The sequence below is a fragment of the Plantibacter sp. VKM Ac-2885 genome (assembly GCF_015351205.1).
Lineage (GTDB): Bacteria > Actinomycetota > Actinomycetes > Actinomycetales > Microbacteriaceae > Plantibacter > Plantibacter auratus.
In genome coordinates this window covers 1,399,929-1,425,301 of record NZ_JADKSK010000001.1, presented here as the reverse complement: position 1 = coordinate 1,425,301, position 25,373 = coordinate 1,399,929, and the positions used below count along the sequence as shown (strand labels likewise).

Sequence of the window (25,373 nt, the reverse complement as noted above, 5' to 3'; positions counted from 1 at the left end):
TGCTAGTAATCGGGCTCTCGCTTTCGTGCTGGTGGTTCCTTGTCGTTCATCGCCTGTTCGACGAGTCGGTCGATGGCCGCCTGATCGGTGTCGACGGACGTCGTGTCCTGGTCGTCGCCCGCCCCCTCGACGAGCGTGATGGCCTCGTCCGCCGTCGTGTCGATCTGCTCCGCTCGGCGCGCCTTCCGGCGACGCGGACGCAGGATGACGGCGCCGATCTGCTCGGACCGACCGGCGACGATCGGGCCCATCACGGCCATGATGAGCACGTAGAGCCCGGCGAACGGTTGGATGAGCGGGTTGAGCCCCGCGCTCAGCGAGAGCGTGGCGAGGATGAGGGCGAACTCGCCGCGGTTCTGCAGGATGACCGCGGCGTTGATACCCGCCTGTGGCCCGAGTCCGTTGAGCCAGGCGACGAACTGACCGGCCAGGACGTTGAGGACCACCGTCATGAGGACGGCGAGGAGGACCGGGACGAGGACGCTGCCGAACTTCGTCGCGTCGAGCGCCAGTCCGAAGTTCAGGAAGAAGAACGCACCGAACACGTCGCGCAGCGGGATCGCGATCTGCTCGATCTTGTTGCGGAACCGGGTGGCGCCGAGGACCAGGCCGATGAGGAACGCGCCGATCGCGTCGGTGACTCCGAGGAGCTCGCCGATGCCGCCGAACGCGACCGCGAGGCCGAAGAACAGGATCGTGAAGAGCTCGTCGTCCTTGGTGCGGAACAGCCGCGACACGAATCGCCCGCCGAACCGCGCGATCGCGAACATCACGAGGATGAACGTGAAGGCGATCGCGAGCTTGCCGATGACGGGCCACACCTCGGTCTCGCCGCTCAGGACGACACCGACGATGGCGAGATAGATCGCGATGAAGATGTCCTCCACCACGGTGACGCCCAGGATCATCGGCGTCTCGTCGTTCGTCAGTCGTTTGAGCTCGATGAGGAGCTTCGTGACGATCGCACTCGAGCTCGTCGCCGTGATGCCGGCGATGATGAGCGCCTCCCGCGTGCCCCACCCGACCAGGAACCCGAACATCAGCCCGGCGGCCATGTTGACGAGGATGTAAGAGCCACCGGAGACGATGAGTTTCCCGGCGTTGCCGAAGAACTCGTCCTGATCGAACTCCAGGCCGAGGTTGAACAGCAGGAGCACCAGGCCGAAGACGGCGATGAGTTCGATCTGCGCGCTGGCGAAGTCGAGCGGGAACCAGCCCGTGTACGGACTCGCGAGCAGGCCGACGAGCATGTAGACGGGGATCGACGGGAGGCCGATCAGCTTGCCGAGGCGGCCGAGGATGTAGGCGATGACGAACAGGACGCCGAGGATGAGCAGATCCTGGCCGAGGTGGGGGTTGTCGGTCGCGGCGTGCAGCATGCCTACCCTCCGGGCGGAGCGTCGACGGCGACCTTCTTGACGGCGCCCGAACGGAAGTAGGCGAAGGCCTTGGCGACCTTCTCGGGGCTGCCCGCGACGACGAGGGTGTCTCCCGGGAAGACGCGGAAGTCCGCCGCGGGGGCCGGGTTGGCGGAGTCGCCGCGCACGACGGCGACGACGGTCAGCCCGACCATGCCCTTCTCGGCGGGGTTGCCGAGCGGCTGCCCGGCGATGTGGTCTTCGTAGTCGACGGTGAACCAGTCGATGCTGAGGCCGGGGATCTGGTCGAGCGCGCTGAGCGACTCGGTGATCTGCGTGCCACCGAGGAGTTCGGCCAGCGTGTGCGCCTCGTCCTCGTTGAGCCGGAGCGACACCTTGCCGGCATCGGCACCGTCCTCGTGGTCGGCGAAGGTGATGAGGTCGCTGTGGCCGGACCGGTGGGCGATGACGCCGACCTTGCCGCCGTCGTCCGTGACGAAGGTGTGGAGCACACCGACCCCGGGAAGTTTGACCCGCCGAACATCCACCATGGCTGTACTCCTCAGGCTTGTTGTGGCAGTCCTCCTAGTCTATCCGCCACACCTGGCCCGCTCGCCCGAGGCGCCCGCAGCCGTTCCGCTGCGGGCGATCACCGCCGGTTCAGGCCCCTGGGACGATGTCCGGTGCCTCCAGGCGCACGCGGTCGGCGGCCTCGTCGTTCGGCTGCTCCTGCGAGGCCCGCTCCGCCGCGACGCGCGTGAGGTAGTACGAGACCTCCTTCTCGATGCGCTCTTCGTCCCACCCCAGGACCCCACCCATGAGCTTCGCCGCGACCGGAGCCGCCGAGACACCGCGGTCCCAGGCCTCGATGGAGATGCGGGTGCGACGGGCGAGGACGTCGTCGAGGTGGAGGGCACCCTCGTGGGAGGCCGCGTAGACGACCTCCGCCCCGATGTAGTCGTCCGCGCCCGGCAGCGCTTCGGCGAGCGTCGGGTCCTCCTTGATGAGGTCGAGCAGTTCGTCCGTCAGCACGCCGTAGCGGTTCAGCAGGTGCTCGATGCGAGCCGTGTGCACCCCGAAGGCCCGCGCGATCTTGCCACGCTTGTTCCAGGCCGCCTGGTACCCCTCGGCTCCGAGGAGGGCGATGTTCTCCGTCGCACTGGCCGGGATCTTGCCGTCGAGTGCATCCACCGCGGCGTCGATCGCGTCCTTCGCCATGACCCGGTAGGTGGTCCACTTGCCGCCGGCGATGACCACGAGACCGGGCACGGAGTGCGCGACGAGGTGCTCACGCGACAGCTTCGACGTCTGCTCCGATTCGCCGGCCAGCAGCGGACGGAGGCCGGCGTAGACACCCTCGACGTCCTCTCGGGTCAGCGGCACGGCGAGGATCGTGTTGACGTGGTCGAGCAGGTAGTCGATGTCGGCCGCGGTCGCCGCCGGGTGCGCCTTGTCGAGGTGCCAGTCCGTGTCCGTCGTGCCGATGAGCCAGTGCCGGCCCCAGGGGATGACGAAGAGGACGCTCTTCTCCGTGCGGAGCAGGAGGCCCATGTTCGACTGGAAGCGGTCGCGCGGGACGACGAGGTGGATGCCCTTCGACGCGCGGACCTTGAACTGGCCCCGCTCCCCCACCATCGACTGCGTGTCGTCGGTCCACACCCCGGTCGCGTTGACGACCTGCTTGGCGCGGATCTCGAAGCGCTCGTCGGTCTGCAGGTCGTGCGCCTTGACGCCCACGACGCGCTGTCCGACCTTGACGAACCCCTCGACCCGTACGCGGCTCGCGACGTGCGCGCCATAGGCCGACGCCGTCCGCGCGAGTGACGAGACGTATCGGGCGTCGTCGACCTGGGCGTCGTAGTAGGTGAGTCCGCCGACGAACGCGTCCGACTTGAGGCTCGGGATCGAGGTCAGGACCTGACGCTTGGACAGGTGCCGGTGGTGCGGGACGCCTGGTGGACGGCCACCGCTCCAGCTGAAGAGGTCGTAGAGCAGCATGCCGGCGCCGATGTAGAGGCGCTCGAAGACCGGCTTGTTGAGCGGGTACAGGAAACGGACCGGCTTCACCAGGTGCGGCGCGATGCGCTGCAGCAGCAACCCGCGCTCGATGAGCGCTTCTCGGACGAGTCGGAAGTCGAGCTGTTCGAGGTAGCGGATACCACCGTGCACGAGCTTCGAGGACCGGCTCGAGGTGCCGCTCGCCCAGTCGCGTGCCTCGAGCAGACCGGTGCTCAGACCGCGCGTGACGGCGTCGAGCGCGGCACCGGTACCCACGATGCCACCACCGACGACGAGGATGTCGAGCTCTTTCGACTTCAACGCTTCGATCGCGGCGTCGCGCTCCTCCATCCCCAGCTTGGTGGAACGTGACACGTTGTTGTGGGTGGTGGCCATCGTCGAACTCCGCTCGCTGGAACCGCCCTCGCGATGATCCTGCCGGAGGCAGGTGCTCGTCCACGAGGCTCTGCCTCAGAGGCTAGTCGGCGCGATGCGACCCGACAACCGCTTGCGGAAGCGACTCGCTTCCGGCAGGGCTAGGCGCCCTGGTACGGCGCGACGACGACCTCGACCCGCTGGAACTCCTTGAGGTCGGAGTAGCCGGTGGTGGCCATCGAGCGACGGAGCGCGCCGATGAGGTTGGCCGTGCCGTCCGACTTCGGCGACGGGCCGTAGAGGATCTCCTCGAGGGTGGCGACGGTGCCGACCTCGACACGGCGTCCGCGCGGCAGGTGCAGGTGGTGCGCCTCGGCACCCCAGTGCCAGCCACCGCCGGGTGCGTCCGTGGCACGGGCCAATGCGGTCCCGAGCATGACGGCGTCGGCACCCATCGCGACGGCCTTGACGATATCGCCCGAGGTCCCGAGACCGCCGTCGGCGATGACGTGCACGTAGCGGCCGCCGGACTCGTCGAGGTAGTCGCGACGCGCACCGGCGACGTCGGCCACTGCGGTCGCCATCGGGGCGTGGATGCCGAGCGAGGCCCGCGTGGTGGAGGCGGCACCGCCACCGAAGCCGACGAGGACGCCCGCTGCACCGGTCCGCATGAGGTGCAGGGCCGCGGTGTACGTGGCCGCGCCACCGACGATCACGGGGACGTCGAGTTCGTAGATGAACTTCTTGAGGTTGAGCGGCTCCTGGTTCTTGGAGACGTGCTCGGCGGACACGGTGGTGCCGCGGATGACGAAGAGGTCGACTCCTGCGGCGACGACCGTCTCGTAGAGCTCCTGCGTGCGCTGCGGCGAGAGGGCGGCGGCGACGGTGACTCCGGCCGCGCGGATCTCGGCGAGCCGGGCGGTGACGAGTTCGGGCTTGATGGGCTCCGAGTAGATCTCCTGCATGCGCGCGGTCGCACGGCCGACCGGCAACGACCGGATCTCGGCGAGCAGCGGCTCGGGGTCTTCGTACCGCGTCCAGAGGCCCTCGAGGTCGAGGACGCCGACGCCGCCGAGCTGGCCCATCATGATCGCGGTCGTCGGCGAGACGACGGAGTCCATCGGTGCTGCGAGCACCGGGATCTCGAACTGGTAGGCGTCGATCGACCAGGACACCGAGACGTCCTGTGGGTCGCGGGTCCGCCGCGACGGGACGACGGCGATGTCGTCGAACGCGTAGGCGCGCCGTGCGCGCTTTGACCGGCCGATCTCAATATCCATGCTCACCGCACCAGCCTACCGGTCAGGTCGCACGTGGACCGTGTCCAGGGCTCACACCCAGTGGCCCGAGTGATATATATGAGGATTACTCCGCTGTCTGGGGCGGATGGGAACGGTGAAGTGGGGATCACATGGATGGTCGGTCTGGAAGCGTTCGGCGGCCCCTTCCTCGGCGGGAGGGACGTCGGAAGAGACGCTCTCGCATTCCTCGAATCATGCGGACGAGCATCTTCTTCGGCGCTGCGACGTTCGCGATCATCGCCGTGATCAACCGTTTCGATGTCGCGGCCGCTGTCCTGGGCGCGATCGTCTTGGCGTTGGTCGCCATCGCGGCGTGGGGCGTGCTGAGACGTATCGATCACCGACTGGGGCGCTGACCCGATACGCCGACGGCCCGGCAGGCGGAAGCCTGCCGGGCCGTCGGCGTTCGTGCGGGTGCCTACTTGCGGTAGTTGGGCGCCTCGACGACGATCTGCACGTCGTGCGGGTGCGACTCCTTGAGGCCCGCCGAGGTGATGCGGACGAACTTGCCCTTGGCCTTCAGCTCGCCGATGTTGCGCGCGCCGACGTAGAACATGGACTGACGCAGCCCGCCGATGAGCTGGTACGCGACGGCCGACACCGGGCCGCGGTAGGGCACCTGGCCCTCGATGCCCTCGGGGATCAGCTTGTCGTCGCTCGGGACGTCGGCCTGGAAGTAGCGGTCCTTCGAGTACGAGGTCTTCTCGCCACGCGTCTGCATGGCTCCGAGCGAGCCCATGCCGCGGTAGTTCTTGAACTGCTTGCCACCCACGAACACGAGGTCGCCGGGGCTCTCGTCGGTGCCGGCGAGGAGCGAGCCGAGCATGACGGTGTCGGCACCCGCGACGAGTGCCTTGGCGATGTCGCCCGAGTACTGCAGACCGCCGTCGGCGATGACCGGGACGTTCGCCTCGCGCGCCGCGAGTGACGCCTCGTAGACGGCGGTGACCTGCGGGACACCGACACCCGCGACGACGCGCGTGGTGCAGATGGAGCCCGGACCGACGCCGACCTTGATCGCGTCCGCGCCGGCCTCGATGAGGGCCTGCGCGCCGGAGCGGGTCGCGACGTTGCCGCCGATGACGTCGACACCGGCGAACGCCGGGTCGGCCTTGAGCTTGCGGATGATGTCGAGCACGCCTGCGCTCTCACCGTTGGCCGTGTCGACCACGATGACGTCGACGCCGGCATCGAGCAGCTGGCCCGCACGGGACCAGGCGTCGCCGAAGAAGCCGATGGCCGCACCGACCCGCAGACGACCGGTGTCGTCCTTCGTGGCCAGCGGGTACTTCTCGCTCTTGTCGAAGTCCTTGACGGTGATGAGGCCCTTGAGCTTGCCCGCCTCGTCGACGAGAGGCAGCTTTTCGATGCGGTGCTGTGCGAGGAGCGCCATCACCGCGTTGCGGTCGGTGCCGACGGGGGCGGTCACGAGACCGGTGCTCGTCATGACCTCGCTGACGCGGGTCGTGGCCTTCTCGAAGGGCGACACGAAGCGCATGTCGCGGTTCGTGATGATGCCGACGAGCACACCCTTGTCGTCGACGACCGGGAGGCCCGAGATGCGGAACTGGCCGCACAGCTCGTCGACCTCGGCGACGGTGGCGTCGGCCGTGGTGGTGATCGGGTTCGTGATCATGCCCGACTCGCTCCGCTTCACGCGGTCGACCTGTTCGGCCTGGTCGGAGATCGACAGGTTGCGGTGCAGGATGCCGATGCCGCCCTCGCGAGCCATCGCGATCGCCATGCGAGCCTCGGTCACGGTGTCCATCGCGCTCGACAGCAGCGGCGTGTTCACGGTGATCCGCTTCGTCAGGCGGGACGAGGTCTCCGCCTCGCTCGGGATGACGTCGGTGTGCCCGGGCAGCAGCAGCACATCGTCATACGTGAGTCCTACGAATCCGAACGGATCAGGCTGGTCCATTTATCCCTCTCATAGCCACGAACACACCGGAGAAACGCAGACCTGCCGGTATCACCATCGTAACCGAGCAGGGCCTACCCCTATTCCACGATCCCGACAAATCGATGCGGAGAAATACGCACGGGCGAAACATGTAGGCAATAATCAGGTTCTATCGTCGAACAGCGTTGTCCGACGCAGGAGAACGGTTCACGGAAGTGGCCCGGCACTGGAGGTGCAGTGAAGTTCGCTGGAACGACCCGAAACCCGAGACTGGCACGGAGATTCGTGCTCCTCATCGCCCTGTTGTTCGGGGCCATCACCCTCACGTCCGTCATGAGCGCCGTCCCGGCTCATGCTGACGAGGTGGGCGAGGAGTACGACTTCTACTTCGCTGGGAACGTCAAGTACGACGACAAACCACTCGAAGGCGTGAACATCACGGTCGACGGCAACGGCTACAAGGCCGATGTCGACACCGACGCCGACGGCAAGTGGAAGATCGGCGTCCCCGAGAAAGGTACGTACAAGGTAACGCTCGACGAGGAGACCCTCCCGAAGGGCGTCATCGTCGCCGAGGGCGGCTCGACCATCGAGGCGAAGTTCGGCCTCACCCAATCGAAGTCCGTGAACTTCTTCCTCGGCGAGGGCGTCCGCGTCACCGTCAGCTTCTGGGATCAACTCGCAGAACGACTCGTCAACGGCTTGAACTTCGGGCTCATGCTGGCCCTGGCGGCCATCGGAGCCTCCCTGGTGTTCGGCACCACCGGACTCAGCAACTTCGCCCACGCGGAGATGGTGACCTTCGGCGCGATCATGGCGCTCGTGTTCGGGGTGTTCCTGCAATGGCCGATCTGGTTGGCCATCATCATCGCCCTCGCCCTGAGTGCCGCGTTCGGCTTCGCGCTCGACGCCGGCATCTGGAGACCCTTGAGACGCAAGGGCGTCGGCATCGTGCAGGTGATGATCGTCTCGATCGGCCTGTCGCTGGCGCTCCGCTACGTCTTCCTCTACTTCATCGGCGGCGGGACGTTCCAGCTGCCCGGTTCGGGAGAGGAGAACATCAAGCTGTTCGGTACGGTCTCGCTCAGCGTCACCGACATGATCAGCATGGCGGTCAGCGTCGTGGTGCTCCTCGGCGTGGCCTGGTGGCTCATCAAGACGAAGACCGGCAAGGCGACGCGAGCCATCTCGGACAACCCGAGCCTGGCAGCGGCCAGCGGTATCGACGTCGACCGCGTGGTCCGCATCGTCTGGATCCTCGCAGCGACGCTCGCCGGCCTCTCCGGCATCCTGTGGGCGTACTTCCGACCGGGCATCAAGTGGGACATGGGAGCGCAGCTGCTCCTCCTCATCTTCGCGGCCATCACCCTCGGCGGGCTCGGAACCGCCTTCGGCGCCATGGTCGGCGCCCTCATCATCGGCATCCTCGTCGAGGTCTCGACGCTCTGGATCCCGTCTGACATCAAGTACGTCGGCGCCCTCGTGGTGCTCATCGCGGTGCTCCTCGTGAGACCGCAGGGCATCCTCGGACGTCGCGAGAGAATCGGTTAGGGGCACGCGCATGGACTGGGGAAGCATTCTCTCGAACACGCTCGCTTGGGTCATCAGCCCGGAGACGATCGCGTACGCGCTCGCAGCACTCGGCTTGGCCGTGCACTTCGGCTACGGCGGTCTGTTGAACTTCGGTATGGCGGGGTTCATGGCGCTCGGCGCCTATGGCTACGCCATCTCGATCCTGAGCTTCAACCTCCCGTGGTGGGCGGGCATCATCGTCGGCTGTCTGGCCTCGGTGGTCTTCGCCTTCATCCTCGGCATCCCGACCCTGCGGCTGCGGGCGGACTATCTGGCCATCGTCACCATCGCGGCGGCCGAGATCGTCCGACTCCTCTTCACGACGCAGGTCTTCGACGAGTTCACCAACTCGGCCGACGGACTCGGCAACTACCACGAGGGCTTCCGCGCGGCGAACCCGATCCCGGAGGGCATCTACGGCTTCGGCCCGTGGGAGCTCAACGCGAACCAGTGGTGGGTCCGCATCTTCGGCATCCTGCTGCTCGCCGTCGCCGCGCTCCTCGTGTTCCTCCTCATGCGCAGCCCCTGGGGCCGCGTGCTGAAGGGCATCCGTGAGGACGAGGACGCCGTGCGCGCCCTCGGCAAGAACGTGTTCGCCTACAAGATGCAGGCGCTCGTCGTCGGTGGTGTCTTCGGCGCACTCGGCGGGGTGGTGCTGGCACTCCCCTCCGCGGTCGTGCCGAGCGTGTACGTCACGAGTCTCACCTTCTTCATCTGGACGATCCTCCTCCTCGGTGGAGCCGCCACGGTCTTCGGGCCACTGCTCGGCTCGGTGATCTTCTGGGTGATCATGGCGTTCCTCTCGAACGTCCTCCCGGCGCTCGTGAAGGCGGACGTCCTGCCGTTCATGAGCTCGACGCAGGCCTCGACGCTCCGCTACGTGCTGGTCGGTGTCGCGCTCATGCTGATCGTCATCTTCAGGCCGCAAGGCATCCTCGGAAACAAGAAGGAGCTGACCTTTGTCAAGTAACAGCTCACCCACCTCGCGACCGGTCAAGACCACCGGCCTCCACGTCGGCGAGATCGTCCCGGGCGTCAAGAAGGTCGACCCGATCCTCATCGCGGACCAGGTCACCCGGACCTTCGGCGGCCTGCAGGCGGTGAACGTGGAGCACCTGGAGGTGCCCCGCAACGCGATCACCGCCCTCATCGGCCCGAACGGTGCGGGTAAGACCACGCTGTTCAACCTGCTGACCGGCTTCGACAAGCCGAACACCGGGACGTGGAACTTCGACGGCAAGAGCCTCGGAGGCGTCCCGGCGTTCAAGGTCGCCCGCATGGGTCAGGTCCGGACCTTCCAGCTGACGAAGGCGCTCGGCTTGCTCACGGTGCTCGAGAACATGAAGCTCGGCGCGACCGGCCAAACCGGGGAGGGCATCTTCTCCAGCCTGGTGAAGCCGCTCTGGCGGAAGCAGGAGGAGGACCTCGAGGTCAAGGCGATGGACCTCCTGCGTCGCTTCAAGCTCGACACGAAGCGTGACGACTACGCCGCCAGCCTGTCCGGTGGGCAGCGGAAGCTCCTCGAGATGGCGCGGGCGCTCATGAGCGATCCGAAGCTCGTCATGCTCGACGAGCCGATGGCCGGCGTCAACCCGGCGCTCACGCAGTCACTACTCGACCACATCCTGGCGTTGAAGGACGAGGGCATGACCGTGCTGTTCGTCGAGCACGACATGCAGATGGTCCGGCACATCGCCGACTGGGTGGTCGTCATGGCCGAGGGTCGCGTCGTCGCCGAGGGCCCGCCCGACACCGTCATGGAGGATCCCGCCGTCATCGACGCCTACCTCGGGAGCCATCAGGACGTCGACCTCGGGGTCGTGACCGGCAGGATCGCCGGAGAGGACAGCGCTGCGGCCGAGGAGCTGCTCGCCGAGATCGAGGACGAACGGCTCGCGGCTGGTGCCGAGCCCGAGGAGGAGCGGAAATGAGCGACGTGAAGGGTGCGCCGGTCGGCGGCACCGCGGTCAAGACCGCCGAGATGGTCGTGGAGGTCACCGATCTGACCGCCGGGTACCTCCCCGGCGTGAACATCCTGAACAGTGCCAACCTGACCGCCCGGAAGGGCGAGCTCATCGGCATCATCGGACCGAACGGTGCGGGCAAGTCGACGCTGTTGAAGGCGATCTTCGGACAGGTCAAGGTGCGCAGCGGACAGGTGCTGCTGAACGGCGAGGACATCACGGGGCTCCGGGCGAACAAGCTCGTGGCCCGCGGCGTCGGGTTCGTCCCGCAGACGAACAACGTGTTCCCGAGCCTCACCATCGAGGACAACCTCAAGATGGGGCTGTTCCAGAAGCCGAAGCAGTACAACGAGCGCCTCGAGTTCGTCACCGGGATCTTCAGCGAACTCGGCAAGCGGCTCAAGCAGCGCGCTGGTTCGCTGTCGGGTGGTGAGCGCCAGATGGTCGCGATGTCGCGGGCCCTCATGATGGATCCGCATGTGCTGCTCCTCGACGAGCCGTCCGCGGGGCTGTCACCGGTCCGACAGGACGATGCGTTCATCCGCGTCTCGGACATCAACAAGGCCGGCGTCACCACGATCATGGTCGAGCAGAACGCACGCCGCTGTCTGCAGATCTGCGACCGTGGCTACGTGCTCGACCAGGGTCGTGACGCCTACACCGGGACGGGCCGCGAGCTCCTCTCGGATGACAAGGTGATCGGCCTCTACCTGGGCACGCTCGGCCAGGACGAGGACTGATCAGGGCGATCCCCACTCGCGGGTCGGCGGGTACTTCGGTACCCTCGAACATGCTCGTCCCGGCCACGTGCCGAGCGACGGGCCAGAAGCCACCGGATCCCGACCGGTGATCGAACCACAACTCCTCCCTCCCCCGAGGGGCACCGTCGTACCAAGACGGCCTCCTGAGACGGGGACGGAGGAGTTGTGCATTCCCCCTCCCCCTTTCGCCAGCGCGGTGCGCTGACGCGAGCGCGGTCCTGGCGCGTGAGCGCGGGTCTCCGGAGGTGCGCGCTCACGCGCTGGACCCGCGCTCACGCCGAGTCATCACCACTGCGGCACAGCGACCCGCGCTGAGGCCGACGACCCGCGCTGGCGTCAGCGCACCGCGCTGGGTACTACTCCACCCTCGCTCCACCGCAGGCTGGATGGGAGCAGTTCTCCACATCGCTTCCACGACACGAGGTGCCGGCGGACGCGAACGGGCACGGTGAGGCGATGGAATCCTTCGATCTCAACCTGCTCCTCCGCCCGAACGGACTCCTCCTCGTCCGCGACGCACGTCGGGTCGGTGCCGAGCGCCTGGTGAGCGCCGCCCACCGCGACGGCGACCTGGTGCGTCTTCGGAAGGGCATCTACGTCCCTGAACCGATATGGAGTTCCCTGTCCCCCGATGACCGCTACCGTGTCCGGATCGATGCGGCGGCCGTCGCGCTCCGCAAGGACGCTCTGTTCAGCCACTACTCGGCAGCGCGGTTGTGGGGACTCCCGATCGTGGGCCCGTGGCCTCCCGAGGTGCACACGCTGACGAGCGGTGATCGCGGAGGGCGTTCGGCACCCGGCATCATCCGTCACACGACGCAGGGCTCCGTCGCCCGACGGATGCGGTACGGGCTCGCGGTCACGGACCCGGCTCGGACCGTCGTCGATCTCGCTCGGATCGCCCGCCTCGAGGACGCCGTCGCCGTCGCCGACGCTGCCCTCCGGCTCAAGCTCACCGACGAGACGGCGCTCCGCTCGCTCGCACGAGACCTGCCGGGCCGTCGGGGAGGACGGCAGGTGCGCTTTGCGATCGAATTCGCGGACCCCCTCGCCGCGAACGGTGGCGAATCGAAGATGCGGGTCGTGATCGCGCAGCTCGGTTTCGCCCTGCCGGTGCTGCAGCAGGCCTTCTCCGACGCGGACGGACCAGTCGGCGTGGTCGATGCGGTCTGGCCGGACGAGCGCATCATCCTCGAACTCGACGGCCGGCAGAAGTATGTGCGGGAGGATTTCACGCAAGGACGGGACGTGGCCGACATCGTCCTGGCGGAGAAGCATCGGGAGGACCGGCTGCGCGCGCTCGGCTACACCGTCGTCCGCGCCACCTGGGAGGACCTCGTCCATCCGAGCCGGCTCGCCGCGAAACTCGAGCGCGCGGGACTGCAACGCGCGTTCCGTTGACTGACCCGGGCGCCCAACTGGTCGCTGTCGGCGCGGTGCGCCGATGTGACCGCACCGCACCCTCCGTCAGCGCGGTGCGCTAGCAGGAGCCCCTTACGTCGCCAGCGCGGTGCGTCGGCGTGAGCGCGCCCCGCTGTGCCGCCTGGGCTCGGAATCGGCGTGAGCGCGCCGCAGGCGCGTGAGCGCGGGTCTCTGGAGACCCGCGCTCACGCGCTGGACCCGCGCTCGCGTCAGCGCACCGCGCTGGCGCCACACACGGCACACCACACGCGGGGCAGCGGGCAGAGATAGGGCCGGACACGACGAAGGCCCCGGATCACTCCGGGGCCTCGTCAGTCGCGAGGGCGACTAGTTGGTGCGGGTGTACTTGTTGTCGTCACCGTACTGGTAGATACCGATGGTCGCCTCGGTCGGGTCACCGTTCTCGTCGAACGTGATCGGACCGGAGTTGCCGTCGTAGTCGATCTTCTTGCCGTCGGCGATGGCCTTCGCACCCTCTTCGAAGGTGGTCACCTTCTCGCCCTTGTCCTTACCACCGGACACGGACTGGAGCTCGGCCGCCATGTCGGCACCCTCGGTCGAACCGGCCTGCAGCGCCGCGAGGGCGAGCAGGATGACGGCGTCGTAGGATTCAGCCGCGTAGCTGTAGTCCTTGAGCGGCTCGCCACCCTCGTCCTTCACGAACGCCTGGAGGCGGTCGGTGAAGTCACCGAGCTTCGCGGTGTCGAGACCGGGCAGCGTGCCCTTGGCGCCCGTCAGGGTGCCCGGAGCGAAGTCCGCGCTGTAGTCGGCGAGGTTGCCGTCGACGAAGTAGAGCTTGTCCGACGGGAAGCCGGCGAGACCGGGGACGATCGTCTTGGTCTCCTCGAACGCGATGATCGCGATCGCGTCGGGGTTCTCCGCCTTGACCGCGCTGATCTGCGCGTCGAACGAGGTGTCACCGGTGTTGTACGACTGCTCGGCGACCACTTCACCGCCGGCACTCTCGAACGCCTCCTTGGTGAACTTCGCGAGGCCGGTGCCGTACGAGTCGTTCAGGTAGATGATGCCGAGGGTGGCGTTGCCGTCCTCCGCGATCAGGTTCCCGAGGACCTCGCCCTGCAGCACGTCGGACGGCGCCGTCCGCCAGTAGAGACCGTTGTCGTCCCACGTCGTGAAGTCCGCGGAGGTGTTCGCCGGGGAGAACTGGATGACGCCTGCGCCGGTGACTTCGTCGATGAAGAGCTTCGACACACCCGAGGACGCTGCACCGATGATGGCCGTGACGCCCTCGGAGAGCAGACGGGGGACCTCGGTCGCGTACGCCTTGTTGTCGGAGTCACCCGAGTCGCCGAGCGTCAGGTCGATCTTGATGCCGAGGTCGGCGTCGTTGACCTCCTTGACCGCGAGACCGACACCGGCCTCCTCGGGCGGGCCGAGGAACGCGAGGTTACCGGTCTGCGGCAACGCCGTGCCGAGCTTCAGGGTCAGGTCGCCAGCAGGCTTGCTGCTGCTGCCGCTGTCGCCGCTACCACTCGAGGCGCAACCGCTCAAGACCAGCGCGCTGGCTCCGATCAGTGCGATACCACCGAGAACGATGGAACGTGGGCGGGAGCGAGCGGCCGTGGCCTTCGAAAAGACGCTCATGGTACTCCTTGCTTGTCAGAAGAGTGGCAGCTCCAGGGGCTGCCGTTGAGTCAAGTTATCCGCTGCACGTGCGCTGGACAATGTCGTTGACGTTACAAGCGTGTAACACGACCAAATCGTTACCTCAGGAGGGCCTGTTTCGCGCTTTTCCTGCAGTGGTCGCGCGATCAGCGCTGGAATCCGCTGTTCAGACCCGCGTGGAGCGGCGCCGTTCGGCCCCGGCGGCCCGACGACCCCGCGTTGAGGCGACGAGCATGTCGACGGTGAGGATCGCGAGCGCCAGCCACACGAGACCGAAGCCCAACCAGCGCTCCGGCGGCATCGCCTCGTGCAGGACGGCGACACCGACGACGAACTGGATGATCGGTGCGAAGTACTGGATGAAACCCATCCAGGTGAGCGGGAGGCGGCGGGCAGCCGCCGCGAACAGCAGGAGCGGGACGGCGGTGATGACGCCGGCGCCGACGAGCAGCAGGGCGTGCCCGACACCCGCGGTGCCGATGGTCAGCCCACCGGTCACGCCGACCGCGATGAGCTGGGCGATCGCGACCGGCATCAGCCACACGGTCTCGAGCGTCAACCCGGACACGGCGTCGACCGAGCCGCCCACGAGTTTCTTGATGTAGCCGTAGAGGCCGAACGAGAAGGCCAGGATGAGGGCGATCCACGGGACGCTGCCGTGCCCGATCGCGAGGACGAGGACCGCGATCACGCTCACGACCACCGCGGCCCACTGGGCCGGACGCAACCGCTCGCGGAGGAAGAAGACGCCGAGGAAGACGGTCACGATCGGGTTGATGAAGTACCCGAGCGATGCCTCGACCACCTGGCCGTTGAGCGCACCGTAGACGTAGGTCTGCCAGTTGACGTAGATGAGCGCTCCGGCGAGACCCATCGTCAGGACGATGCGGCGCTGGCGGAGGATGCCGAACAGTCGACGCCAGGAACGGGTCGCCAGGATGAGGACGGCGCAGAAGACGAGGGAGAAGAGGATCCGCCACGCCACGACCTCGAAGGCGCCGGCCGGTGCGAGGGCGATGAAGTAGAGCGGGAGCGCTCCCCAGAGGCAGTAGGCGGCGACCGCCGAGAGCAGTCCGGACCGGCTCCCCTGCTGGGGTACGGCCACACTCGCACGTCGGTCGTCTCCCCCGTCGACGGTGACGGGGTGGATGTCGACGTCGGCTGGATCGCTGGGGTTCTGCACTGGTCCAGGCTAGACCCGCGACTCCCCGCGACACCCTCCGGAAACGGACACAGCCCGAACGGCGAATGCCATTCGGGCTGTTGAGCGGCCTGGGCCGCCGGATCCGTGCGCTGGTGACTAGCGGACGACGACTGCGAGGACGTCGCGCGCGGACAGGACGAGGTAGTCCTCACCGGCGTACTTGACCTCGGTGCCACCGTACTTGGAGTAGATCACCTTGTCGCCGACGGCGACGTCGAGCGGGACGCGGTTGCCGTTGTCGTCGATGCGACCGGGTCCGACCGCCACGACCTCGCCCTCCTGGGGCTTCTCCTTGGCGGTGTCGGGGATGACCAGACCGGAAGCGGTGGTCTGCTCTGCCTCGACCTGCTTGATGACGATGCGATCCTCGAGCGGCTTGATGGAGACCGACACGGTTGACCTCTTTCTTGAAACGAAGACGTGGTTAGCACTCACACTGCGAGAGTGCTGATTCCAGTGTAGGCATCTTCTGGCACTCATGCAATGCGAGTGCCAATCAGCGGCTGCTACCGTTGCCGGATGCATCCAGCTCTGCCCGAGGCCCGCTGACCATGGACCGTTCGGAACTCGTCGAACTCCTCACTGCCGACGGCCTCAGGCTCCTCGACTCCCTGCCGCCCTACCCGACGAAGGACGAGGCCGTCCGCCTGGTCGGGCGCCTGCGCAAGGAGGGCCACTCCCCCGAGCTGGTCGCGGCGGTCCTCACGCAGTCGCGGCTCAGGCAGAAGGCCGTCGGCAAGTTCGGTCCGTTCGCCGGCCGCATGCTGTTCACCGAGGCCGGGCTCGAACAGGCCACGCGCCTTCCCGTCGCCGCGCTGCACGCCGGGCGATTCGCCCGGGCCGGCCTCACGCGCATCGCCGACCTCGGCAGCGGCATCGGCGCCGACTCGATGGCCATGGCCTCGCTCGACCTGGAGGTCACGGCGGTCGACATCGACGAGGTCACCGCGGCCATCGCCAGCTACAACCTCGCTCCGTTCCCCACGGCGACCGTGCGGAACGCCGCCGCCGAGGACGTCTCCCTCGACGACTTCGACGCGGTCTGGTTCGATCCCGCGCGGCGCACCGCAGGACACGTCGACACCGCGCGGCTGTCGAGTGCCGCCGACTACACCCCGTCCCTCGATCTGGTCTTCGGTGCGGCGACCCGCCTTCCCACAGGCGTCAAGCTCGGGCCCGGATTCGACCGTTCCCTCATCCCCGACGACGCCGAGGCGCAGTGGGTGTCGGTCGACGGACAGCTCGTCGAGATGGCGCTCTGGTTCGGCCCGCTGGCCCGTCCGGATGTCCGACGGTCCGCGCTCCTCCTCGCGGACGGCGTCCACCACGAGTTGCACGCCGAGGCCGACGCCGACGACGCCCCAGTGCGGGAGCTCGGCGACTACGTGCACGAACCCGACGGATCCGTGATCCGGGCCCGACTCATCGGCGACCTCGCCATCCGGTTGGAGGCCGGCATGCTCGGCCAGGGCATCGCCTACCTGACCTCCGACACCGCGACGAGCTCGCCGTTCGCCACGACCTTCCGAGTCCTCGAACGGCTGCCGATGGACGAGAAGGTCCTCAAGCGCACCATGCGTGATCGCGGGATCGGCGTCCTCGAGATCAAGAAACGCGGCGTCGACGTCGACCCCGCGGCGTTCCGGAAGCGTCTCGCACTCAAGGGCGACGGCTCGGCCACGATCATCCTCACGAGGATCGCCGGCAAACACAGTGCGCTGCTCGTCGAACGGGTGACGCCGGCCGCCGACGCCTGACCCGACGGCGTCCGCCGGGCCGCAGCGCCTGTGGAGGATCAGGTCGAGACGTAGCCGATGATCACGACGACACTGTAGACGAGCCAGCCGACCGAGCAGGCGAGGCCGACGAACCCGGTCACGAGGCCGGTGAGGGCGCGACCTCGGCCCTGCGGCTCGCGGCGCCTGGCTCCGAACCCGAGCACGATCGCGGCGATCGACAGGGGGAAGCCCCAACCGACGAAGACCGACACGACGAGCCCGACGACACCGGTGATGAGCGACCAGGTGCTCCGCGAGGTCCCGGTCGACGCGGCAGGGGTCTGCGTCTGCGACTGCTGGTACGCGGCGTAGCCACCCTGGCTCGGCGCTTGGTAGACCGCCGTCGGCACCGTCTGGAGATAGGTCGCGTGATCGCCCTGCCAACCCGCCGGAGGCGCCGAGGGGGACGCCCCCTGCTGGGCAGGGTGCGTCGGCGGCGTGACGGGCGCGCCGGCGCCGCGCTGCCAGTCCGTGGGTGGCGGGGAGGCCTGACCCTGAGGCTGGTGCGGCTGCTGCTGGCCGTAGGGCTGAGGCTGGTACGGCTGCTGCTGGCCCTGCGGCGCGACGCCGGCCTGCTGGGAGGGCTGTGGCGGCTGGTACGGCGACCAGGGCTGCTGGGCCTGGGGCTGGGGCTGCTGCCCCCACGGCTGCTGCGGCTGCCCGTTCGGCTGCTCGGCTTGCGGCGGGCGCGACTGCCCGTCCACCGCACCGTCCTGGTGCTGAGGTCGTCCGTCGGGGTGCTCGTGCTGATCCATCGCCGCTCCTTCGATCCGTGACCGGGTACCGGCCCATCCTATGCGCCGAGGTCTGCGCACCCGGTCGACGGCCGCGAGACGGCTCGTCGAGCGGTCAGTGCACCTGGATCTCGGTGACCGGCAGGGTCGAGTCCGCGCCGAAGTCGAGCGACGACGGCTCGTGTCCGGCGGAGATGAGCTGCGCGGCGAGCGCGGCGATCATCGCACCGTTGTCCGTGCACAGCTGCAACGGCGGGATGCGGAGTTCGATCCCGGCCGAGGCGGTGCGTTCGGCCGCCACCTCGCGGAGCCGCGCGTTCGCGATGACGCCGCCCCCCAGCAGCAGGCGGGGCACGCCGAGCTCGGTGCACGCCTTGACCGCCTTCGAGACGAGCACGTCGACGACGGCCTCGCGGAAGCTGGCGGCGACATCCGCGACGGGGACCGGCTCCCCGGCATCCTGCTTCGCCTCGACCCAGCGTGCCACGGCCGTCTTCAGGCCGGAGAAGGAGAAGTCGTAGCGATGCCGCTCCATGTCCTTCGGCAGGCTGAGTCCGCGGGGGAACCGGATCGCCTTCGGGTCGCCGCCGACGGCCGCCCGGTCGATCTGCGGCCCGCCCGGGTACGGCAGACCCAGGATGCGCGCGACCTTGTCGAAGGCCTCGCCCGCCGCGTCGTCGATGGTCTCCCCGAGGAGTTCGACGTCCGACACGAGGTCCCGCACGAGGAGCAGGGAGGTATGCCCGCCGGACACGAGCAGGGCGATCGTCGGGTACTCGATCGTCCCGTCTTCGGAGTCGAGGACGTCCGCGCCGACGTGCCCGACGAGGTGGTTCACGGCGTACAGCGGTTTGCCCAGGGACACGGCGAGCGCCTTCGCTGCACCGACGCCGACCATGAGTGCGCCGGACAGGCCGGGGCCACTGGTCACCGCGACGGCGTCGAGGTCGGCCAGGGCGATGCCGGCCTCGGCGAGCGCCGCCGCGAGCGTCGGCTCGAGGGCCTCGAGGTGGGCGCGAGCGGCGACCTCCGGGACGACGCCGCCGTACCGTGCGTGCTCGTCCATGCTCGAGGCGATGGTGTTCGCCAGCAGGTGGTGTCCGCGGACGATGCCGATCCCGGTCTCGTCGCAGCTCGTCTCGATGCCGAGGACGAGCGGTTCTGCACGGTTCACGCGATGCTCCCGGGGTGCTGGTCGGTCTGGTCGAGCGGGGACTGGCCGTGGGCGGGCATGGGCGGCCTCGGCTGGACCGTGAGTCGCATGACGATGGCGTCGACGTCGTCCGGCTGGTAGTAGCCGGGGCGGACGCCGAGTTCCTCGAAGCCGAGACTCCGGTACAGCGTGATCGCCACGGGGTTGTCGGCCCTGACTTCGAGGAAGACCTGGGTGACGTCCTGCTGCCGGGCCTGATCGATGAGCGCCTGCATGAGGAGTCGTCCGAGCCCTCGTCCTCTAGCGTGCTCGGCGACGGCGATGGTCTGGATGTCGGCGTCGTCGGACCGGGACGGTGCGAAGAGACCGCCGTAGCCCGCGAGTGTCGCGTCGTCGGCGTCGACCTCCGTCGCGACGAGATAGTACCCGTGCGGCGACGACAGTTCGGCGCGCATCATGTCCGCCGACCAGGCGTCATTCACGAAGACGGTGTGCTCGAGCTCCATGATCGCGTCGAGGTCGGCGACACCGGCGCGGCGTAGCGACCAGCTCACGCCGTCACCCGCTTGGCGCCCGCGGACATCGTGACGTCGGGTGAGCGGAGGTACAACGGCTCCTCCCCCGCGAATCCGCCATCGGTGGCGAGGAGTGCGGCGGCGACCTGTCCCAATGCCCCGGCGGGGACGACCAGCGCGTCGAGGCGCACGGACTCGGAGGTCGGGAGGTCGTCGGGTTTCGCGAGGGCAGGCCCCTGGACGCGGACCGGGAGGCCGGCTGCGTCGAGTCCGGCGTAGCTCGTCCAGTAGCGTTCGCGACGGCGGGCGTCGGTGACGACGAGGAGCGTGGCGTCGGGTGCGGCGGAACCGGAACGGTAGGCGTCGAGCGCGATCGCATCGTGGCTCACCACGGGGTGCACCGGGAGGCCTGCGCCGATCCCGAAGCTGCGGGCCGCGGCGATCCCGATCCGGAGTCCGGTGAACGGCCCTGGTCCCATACCCGCGACCAGCCCGGTGAGCGCGGCGACCTCGATCCCGGCGTCGTCGAGGCATCCGGCGATGAGCGTCCCGATGACCTCGGCGTGCCGCATCGGGTCGTCGGAGGACCGTTCGGCCAGCACCTCGCCACCCAGGGTGACGACGGCGACGCTCGAACCCGCGGATGTATCGATCGCCAACAGCACGTCGTCCAGCCTACCCGGCGTCGATGGCGGGGTGCCGCGAGAGCGTGAGGGTCCGGCGCTCGATCGGCTCCTCGCCGGCGTCGTCCGTGGCGGGCTCGTCGCCGGCTCCGGTCGGACGTTCGATGACGAGCTCGAACCAGGTGGGGACCACGCCGTCGAGCAATCCGGCTCCCCACTCCACGACGACGACGGACCGGGCGAAGTCGATGTCGAGGTCGTCGAGTTCGAGCGCCGAGCCGAGCCGGTAGGCGTCCACGTGGACGAGCGGCGGACCGCCGACGAGGCTCGGGTGCGTCCTGGCGAGCACGAAGGTGGGGCTGGTGACGGGGCCGCGGACCCCGAGGCCCTCGCCGATCCCTCGCGTGAGGGTCGTCTTGCCTGCTCCGAGCGGCCCGGTCAGGACCAGGAGCTGCCCTGCACGAAGTTCCGTGCCGAGTCGGACGCCGTACGCGTGCATCTCCTCGGGCGTCGCCACCTCGACGGTGCCCGGGGTGAGGACGTGATCGGTCATGACCGCTCCCTGGTCGTCCGGACCACGCGCGGCCCGATGCGGGTGACGAGTTCGTAGTTGATGGTGCCGGCGGCCTCCGCCCACTCCTCGACACGCGGCGCGCCGGACGCCGGATCGCCGAAGAGCACGGCGTCGTCACCCACCGCGACCGCGTCGTCGCCGACGTCGACGACGAACTGGTCCATCGCGATCCGCCCGCACACCCGGTAGCGGCGTCCGTTGATCACGACCGGACCGGCGTTCGAGGCGCTCCGCGGCACACCGTCGGCGTATCCGAGCGGGATGAGGGCGAGCGTCGTCGCCGTGCTGGTCCGGTAGCTGTAGTCGTAGGACACCCCGGCGCCCGGCTCGACCCGACGCACGGCGGCGACCGTCGCCCGGAGGGTCATGACGGGCCGGAGGCCGAAGGCGTCGGCCGAGCGGTCGGCGTCCTCGGTGGGCTCGAAGGGTGACAGGCCGTACACGGCGAGTCCGAGGCGGACGGCGTCGTACCGGAGGGACGGCTCGCCGAGTGCTGCCGCCGACGCGGCGAGGTGCAGACTCCGCGGTGCGAGACCGGCCTCCCTGGCGAGGGCGACCCCGCGTTCGAAGCGGACGGCGGCGGCCCGGTCGTCGGCGGTGGAGGTGTTGGAGACGTGCGAGAACAGCCCGTCGACCCGGACGAGCCCGGCGGCCTCGGCGGCTGCGGCGGTCTCGAAGAGCGCCGGCCAGTCGGCTTCGGCCGCGCCGTTCCGGCTGAGCCCGGTCTCGAGTTTGAACTGGACGACCGGCACGACGGACGGCCGATCCCGAGCGGCCTCGATCACGCGGTCGAGCTGCGCCACCGACGACAGACCGAGGTCGAGCCCGGCGTCGAGTGCGGCGCCGAACCCCGCTTGTGGGCCGTGCAGCCAGGCGAGGATCGGTGCCGTGATCCCGGCGGCACGCAGCGCGACGCCCTCGGTGATGTCGGCGACGCCCAGGCGATCGGCCCCGGCCTCGACCGCCGCGCGGGCGATCGCCTCGGCACCGTGCCCGTAGGCGTCGGCCTTGACGACGACGATGAGTTCACCGACGTCGGTCAGTTCGCGCAGACGACGGACGTTGTGGCGCAGGGCGTCGAGGTCGATGATCGCCTCGCGGGTCGGTCGCTCATCGTGCTCGGACACGGGCGTCATCCCTCCCGCTCCGCGACGACGAACGCGACGGCGACCCCGGCGTCGTGCGTCATGGTCAGGTGCATGCTGGTGATCCCCCGTTCAGCCACGACACCCGCCGTGACGCCGGACAGGGCGAAGTCAGGCTTCCCCTCGGGGCCGTTCACGATCGCCATCTCCTGCCACCGGATGCCGTCCGAGGAACCCAGTGCTTTGATGAGCGCCTCCTTGGCGGCGAACCGCCCGGCGAGGGACCGCAGCGGGAGGTCGCGCTCCGACGGGACGAAGAGCCTGGCCAGCAGGTTCGGGGTGCGCGTGATCGCCCGTTCGAACCGTGCGAGGTCGACCAGGTCCACCCCGATGCCGATGATCATCCCTCTACTCTACGGCCGTCGTGTGCGGCCCGGAGGCCCGCACGACGGGCCACCTCGGACCCCGCGGACCGCCCCTACTCGACCGTGACGGACTTCGCGAGGTTGCGCGGCTGGTCAACGTCGAGGCCCTTCGCCGTCGCGAGCTCCATCGCGAAGATGTGCAGCGGGATGACGGCGAGCAGGGGCTCGAACAGCGGACCGGCGAGCGGGATCGGGATGACCTCGTCGGCCGAGGGCAGGACGGCGGCGTCGCCCTGCTCCGCGATCGCGATGACCCGGGCACCACGTGCGCGGATCTCCTCGATGGTCGAGATGACCTTCGGGTGCAGGATTGCCGAGCCACGCGGGCTCGGGACGACGACGAAGACGGGCTGGCCCGGCTCGATCAGGGCGATCGGGCCGTGCTTGAGCTCGCCACCGGCGAAGCCTTCAGCGTGGATGTACGCGAGCTCCTTGAGCTTCAGCGCACCCTCGAGCGCGATCGGGTACCCCACGTGGCGGCCGAGGAAGAGCACGGCCCGGGAGTCGGCCATCCAGTGGGCGAGCTGCGCGATCTTCTCGGAGGCCCCGAGGATGCTGGCGATCTTGTCGGGCACGGCCTGCAGCTCCTCGACCTGCGACGCCAGGAACGCCGGGGTCTGCGTGCCGCGGACCCGCGCGAGGTGCAGCCCGAACAGGTACAGCGCCGTGATCTGAGCGGTGAACGCCTTCGTGGACGCGACCGCGACCTCGGGCCCCGCGTGGGTGTACACCACGGCGTCCGACTCGCGCGCGATCGTGGCGCCCTGGGTGTTGCAGATCGACAGGGTCTTCGCGCCGGACTCGCTCGCGAAACGCACCGCCATGAGCGTGTCCATGGTCTCGCCCGACTGGCTCACCGAGATGACGAGCGTGCGCGCGTCGATGACCGGGTCACGGTAGCGGAACTCGTGGCTCAGCTCGACGGTGACCGGGATCCCGGCCCAGCGCTCGATCGCGTAGGTGCCGACCGTGCCCGCGTAGGCGGCGGTGCCGCACGCGATGATCACGATGCGGCTGATGTCGAGGAAGAGCTCATCGAGACCGGCGAGTTCGGGGATGACGACCTGGCCGCCCTCGACCCGCCCGCGGATCGTGTTCGCGACCGCGTCGGGCTCCTCGCTGATCTCCTTCGCCATGAAGCTCGACCAGCCGCCCTTGTCGGCCGCCGAAGCGTCCCACTGGATCTCGAACGGCTCGGTCACGACGTGGTTGCCGGAGAAGTCGGTGACCGTCACGTCGTCGGGCGTGATGACGACCATCTGGTCCTGGCCGATCGCGACCGCGCGCTGGGTGTACTGCACGAACGCGGCGACGTCCGACCCGAGGAAGTTCTCGCCGTCGCCGAGCCCGATGACGAGCGGCGAGTTCCGACGCGCACCGATGACGACGCCGGGCAGGTCCTGGTGCATGGCGAGCAGCGTGAAGGCACCGTCCAAGCGGGCGACGACGCGACGGAAGGCTTCGGTGAGGTCGCCGGTGGAACGGTACTCGCGGCCGATGAGCACGGCGGCGATCTCGGTGTCGGTGTCGCTCTCGAAGGTGAAGCCGTCCGCGAGGAGCTCCGCGCGCAGTTCGGCGAAGTTCTCGATGATGCCATTGTGGATGAGCGCGAGGCGTCCTTCGTCACCGAGGTGCGGGTGCGCGTTGCGGTCCGTCGGTCCACCGTGGGTCGCCCAACGGGTGTGTCCAATACCGGTCGAGCCCGGCGCGATGGGGTTCGCGGCGAGGTCCTCGGTGAGGACGGCCAGCTTCCCGGCGCGCTTCCGGGTGTTCAGCGAACCCGTCGCGTCGAGCACGGCGATCCCGGCGGAGTCGTACCCCCGGTACTCGAGCCGCTTGAGTCCGCCCATGAGGACGTCCACCGTCTTGTCGTTCCCGACGTACCCTACGATTCCACACATGTAGAGCAGCATAATCGCGCGATTTTGCGAGGATCCTGCACCAACCTCGAGGCGCCGACGCTCAGCCTGGGAGCAGGACGGTCTTGCTGAGATCCACCGGTTCCCGGGTCCTTCCCCTGCCGCTGCTCAGAGCTTGCGGAGCAGCACCGAGGACACCGTGTGATCGGAGTCCTTCCGCAGCACCAGCTTTGCGCGTGAGCGGGTCGGGCGGATGTTGTCGATGAGGTTCGGTTCGTTGATCGAGCGCCAGAACCCGCGCGCCTGATCGGCCGCCTCCTCGTCGGAGAGCTCGGCGAACACGTTGAAGAAGGAGTTCGGGTTCGAGAACGCGCCCCGCTTGAGCGCCATGAAGCGGTCGACGTACCAGGACTCGATGTCGCGCGTCCGTGCGTCGACGTAGATGCTGAAGTCGAACAGGTCGCTGATCGCGAGTCCGCTCGCCGTCGCAGCCGGCTGCAGCACGTTCAAGCCCTCGACGATCAGGACGTCGGGGCGCCGGACGACGACCTGTGCCGTCGGGATGATGTCGTAGCGCAGGTGCGAGTAGAACGGTGCCCGCACCTCGGCGGCACCGCTCTTCACCGCGGTGATGAACCGCAGGAGCGCGCGCCGGTCGTAGGACTCGGGGAAGCCCTTGCGATCCATGATGCCCCGCCGCTGGAGCTCCTCGTTCGGATAGAGGAAGCCGTCGGTCGTCACGAGTTCGACGTGCGGGGTGTCCGGCCAGCGCGACAGCAGTTCGCGCAGCAGCCGCGCGATCGTCGACTTGCCGACGGCCACGGAACCCGCCACACCGATTACGAACGGCGTCCGGAGCGCCTGGTCGCCGAGGAACCGGCTCGTCGCGCGCCCGAGGTCCTGGGTGCCCTTCGCATAGAGGCTCAGCAGCCGGCTGAGCGGCACGTAGACCTCCTCGACCTCACGCATGTCGAGACGGTCGCCGAGGCCACGGATCTGCACGACCTCGGTCTCGCTGAGCGGTGTGGCCGTCTCCGGAGCGAGTCGCGCCCACTCGGCACGGTCGATCTCCACGTAGGGCGTCGGCTGCCCGGAGGCACCGCCCGTCGTCGTCGAAGTCATGCGATCACTCTTCCACAGCTG

The 25,373-nt window shown here is 68.6% G+C and carries 24 protein-coding genes; 7 read left to right on the top strand and 17 right to left on the bottom strand.

Annotation, left to right across the window (positions count from 1 at the left end; genetic code table 11):
- Positions 1 to 2: 2 nt before the first annotated feature.
- From ITJ66_RS06870 to ITJ66_RS06855, 4 genes are all read right to left on the bottom strand, one after another.
- Positions 3 to 1,379, bottom strand: coding sequence for a cation:proton antiporter (locus ITJ66_RS06870; RefSeq protein WP_194644131.1), 1,377 nt, complete (start codon positions 1,377 to 1,379; stop codon positions 3 to 5).
- Between the two features lie 2 nt (positions 1,380 to 1,381).
- A complete protein-coding gene (locus ITJ66_RS06865; RefSeq protein ID WP_056008027.1) occupies positions 1,382 to 1,909 on the bottom strand; it encodes a cation:proton antiporter regulatory subunit in 528 nt (175 codons plus the stop codon).
- 109 nt (positions 1,910 to 2,018) lie between these two features.
- Positions 2,019 to 3,752, bottom strand: coding sequence for a glycerol-3-phosphate dehydrogenase/oxidase (locus ITJ66_RS06860; protein WP_191940639.1), 1,734 nt, complete (start codon positions 3,750 to 3,752; stop codon positions 2,019 to 2,021).
- Between the two features lie 140 nt (positions 3,753 to 3,892).
- The gene (locus tag ITJ66_RS06855; RefSeq protein WP_064296664.1) at positions 3,893 to 5,011 is read right to left on the bottom strand and encodes a GuaB3 family IMP dehydrogenase-related protein; all 1,119 of its coding nucleotides are present in this window, start codon (positions 5,009 to 5,011) and stop codon (positions 3,893 to 3,895) included.
- A 215-nt stretch (positions 5,012 to 5,226) separates the two neighbouring features.
- On the opposite strand from ITJ66_RS06855, the gene ITJ66_RS06850 reads away from it, so the two are divergent.
- A complete protein-coding gene (locus ITJ66_RS06850) occupies positions 5,227 to 5,388 on the top strand; it encodes a hypothetical protein (RefSeq protein WP_194644129.1) in 162 nt (53 codons plus the stop codon).
- 62 nt (positions 5,389 to 5,450) lie between these two features.
- Here ITJ66_RS06850 and guaB read toward each other — a convergent pair whose 3' ends face one another.
- Positions 5,451 to 6,953 (bottom strand): IMP dehydrogenase, encoded by a 1,503-nt coding sequence (gene guaB, locus ITJ66_RS06845; protein WP_079705279.1) that lies wholly within the window; start codon positions 6,951 to 6,953, stop codon positions 5,451 to 5,453.
- Positions 6,954 to 7,268: 315 nt separating this feature from the next.
- On the opposite strand from guaB, the gene ITJ66_RS06840 reads away from it, so the two are divergent.
- From ITJ66_RS06840 to ITJ66_RS06820, 5 genes are all read left to right on the top strand, one after another.
- Positions 7,269 to 8,486, top strand: a complete 1,218-nt coding sequence (locus ITJ66_RS06840) for a branched-chain amino acid ABC transporter permease (protein WP_192018385.1) — start codon at positions 7,269 to 7,271, stop codon at positions 8,484 to 8,486.
- Positions 8,487 to 8,496: 10 nt separating this feature from the next.
- Positions 8,497 to 9,477, top strand: coding sequence for a branched-chain amino acid ABC transporter permease (locus tag ITJ66_RS06835; protein WP_086474449.1), 981 nt, complete (start codon positions 8,497 to 8,499; stop codon positions 9,475 to 9,477).
- Positions 9,467 to 10,438 carry an ABC transporter ATP-binding protein gene (locus ITJ66_RS06830; protein WP_064296668.1) on the top strand — a complete coding sequence of 324 codons (972 nt, stop codon included), beginning with the start codon at positions 9,467 to 9,469 and terminating at the stop codon, positions 10,436 to 10,438. Before ITJ66_RS06835 ends, ITJ66_RS06830 begins: the two co-directional genes overlap by 11 nt.
- The gene (locus ITJ66_RS06825) at positions 10,435 to 11,211 is read left to right on the top strand and encodes an ABC transporter ATP-binding protein (RefSeq protein WP_064296669.1); all 777 of its coding nucleotides are present in this window, start codon (positions 10,435 to 10,437) and stop codon (positions 11,209 to 11,211) included. Before ITJ66_RS06830 ends, ITJ66_RS06825 begins: the two co-directional genes overlap by 4 nt.
- A 477-nt stretch (positions 11,212 to 11,688) precedes the next feature.
- A complete protein-coding gene (locus tag ITJ66_RS06820) occupies positions 11,689 to 12,633 on the top strand; it encodes a hypothetical protein (protein ID WP_194644127.1) in 945 nt (314 codons plus the stop codon).
- A gap of 348 nt (positions 12,634 to 12,981) precedes the next feature.
- Here ITJ66_RS06820 and ITJ66_RS06815 read toward each other — a convergent pair whose 3' ends face one another.
- From ITJ66_RS06815 to groES, 3 genes are all read right to left on the bottom strand, one after another.
- The gene (locus tag ITJ66_RS06815) at positions 12,982 to 14,259 is read right to left on the bottom strand and encodes an ABC transporter substrate-binding protein (protein ID WP_079001731.1); all 1,278 of its coding nucleotides are present in this window, start codon (positions 14,257 to 14,259) and stop codon (positions 12,982 to 12,984) included.
- Between the two features lie 187 nt (positions 14,260 to 14,446).
- Positions 14,447 to 15,385, bottom strand: coding sequence for an EamA family transporter RarD (gene rarD / locus ITJ66_RS06810; RefSeq protein ID WP_137243117.1), 939 nt, complete (start codon positions 15,383 to 15,385; stop codon positions 14,447 to 14,449).
- A 195-nt stretch (positions 15,386 to 15,580) separates the two neighbouring features.
- Positions 15,581 to 15,877 (bottom strand): co-chaperone GroES, encoded by a 297-nt coding sequence (groES, locus tag ITJ66_RS06805; protein WP_056008047.1) that lies wholly within the window; start codon positions 15,875 to 15,877, stop codon positions 15,581 to 15,583.
- A 158-nt stretch (positions 15,878 to 16,035) separates the two neighbouring features.
- On the opposite strand from groES, the gene ITJ66_RS06800 reads away from it, so the two are divergent.
- Entirely contained in the window at positions 16,036 to 17,241 is a 1,206-nt protein-coding gene (locus ITJ66_RS06800; RefSeq protein WP_194644125.1) for a class I SAM-dependent methyltransferase, read from the top strand.
- Positions 17,242 to 17,279: 38 nt separating this feature from the next.
- Here the strand turns inward: ITJ66_RS06800 and ITJ66_RS06795 are convergent, their stop codons facing one another.
- From ITJ66_RS06795 to coaA, 9 genes are all read right to left on the bottom strand, one after another.
- Complete coding sequence (locus ITJ66_RS06795) at positions 17,280 to 18,017, bottom strand: DUF4190 domain-containing protein (RefSeq protein WP_194644123.1); 738 nt, start codon at positions 18,015 to 18,017, stop codon at positions 17,280 to 17,282.
- A gap of 94 nt (positions 18,018 to 18,111) precedes the next feature.
- Positions 18,112 to 19,170, bottom strand: a complete 1,059-nt coding sequence (tsaD, locus tag ITJ66_RS06790) for a tRNA (adenosine(37)-N6)-threonylcarbamoyltransferase complex transferase subunit TsaD (RefSeq protein WP_194644121.1) — start codon at positions 19,168 to 19,170, stop codon at positions 18,112 to 18,114.
- Positions 19,167 to 19,703 (bottom strand): ribosomal protein S18-alanine N-acetyltransferase, encoded by a 537-nt coding sequence (gene rimI, locus ITJ66_RS06785; protein WP_370582581.1) that lies wholly within the window; start codon positions 19,701 to 19,703, stop codon positions 19,167 to 19,169. The genes tsaD and rimI overlap by 4 nt, the downstream gene beginning before the upstream one ends.
- Positions 19,700 to 20,329 (bottom strand): tRNA (adenosine(37)-N6)-threonylcarbamoyltransferase complex dimerization subunit type 1 TsaB, encoded by a 630-nt coding sequence (gene tsaB / locus ITJ66_RS06780; RefSeq protein WP_194644119.1) that lies wholly within the window; start codon positions 20,327 to 20,329, stop codon positions 19,700 to 19,702. Before tsaB ends, rimI begins: the two co-directional genes overlap by 4 nt.
- A gap of 10 nt (positions 20,330 to 20,339) precedes the next feature.
- Positions 20,340 to 20,840, bottom strand: coding sequence for a tRNA (adenosine(37)-N6)-threonylcarbamoyltransferase complex ATPase subunit type 1 TsaE (gene tsaE, locus ITJ66_RS06775; protein WP_124768828.1), 501 nt, complete (start codon positions 20,838 to 20,840; stop codon positions 20,340 to 20,342).
- The gene (gene alr, locus ITJ66_RS06770; RefSeq protein WP_124768827.1) at positions 20,837 to 21,997 is read right to left on the bottom strand and encodes an alanine racemase; all 1,161 of its coding nucleotides are present in this window, start codon (positions 21,995 to 21,997) and stop codon (positions 20,837 to 20,839) included. Before alr ends, tsaE begins: the two co-directional genes overlap by 4 nt.
- Positions 21,994 to 22,350 carry a holo-ACP synthase gene (locus tag ITJ66_RS06765; RefSeq protein WP_064296680.1) on the bottom strand — a complete coding sequence of 119 codons (357 nt, stop codon included), beginning with the start codon at positions 22,348 to 22,350 and terminating at the stop codon, positions 21,994 to 21,996. Before ITJ66_RS06765 ends, alr begins: the two co-directional genes overlap by 4 nt.
- A gap of 74 nt (positions 22,351 to 22,424) precedes the next feature.
- Positions 22,425 to 24,272 carry a glutamine--fructose-6-phosphate transaminase (isomerizing) gene (gene glmS / locus ITJ66_RS06760; protein ID WP_194644116.1) on the bottom strand — a complete coding sequence of 616 codons (1,848 nt, stop codon included), beginning with the start codon at positions 24,270 to 24,272 and terminating at the stop codon, positions 22,425 to 22,427.
- A 126-nt stretch (positions 24,273 to 24,398) separates the two neighbouring features.
- Positions 24,399 to 25,352, bottom strand: a complete 954-nt coding sequence (gene coaA / locus ITJ66_RS06755) for a type I pantothenate kinase (RefSeq protein ID WP_064296681.1) — start codon at positions 25,350 to 25,352, stop codon at positions 24,399 to 24,401.
- Positions 25,353 to 25,373: the final 21 nt, after the last annotated feature.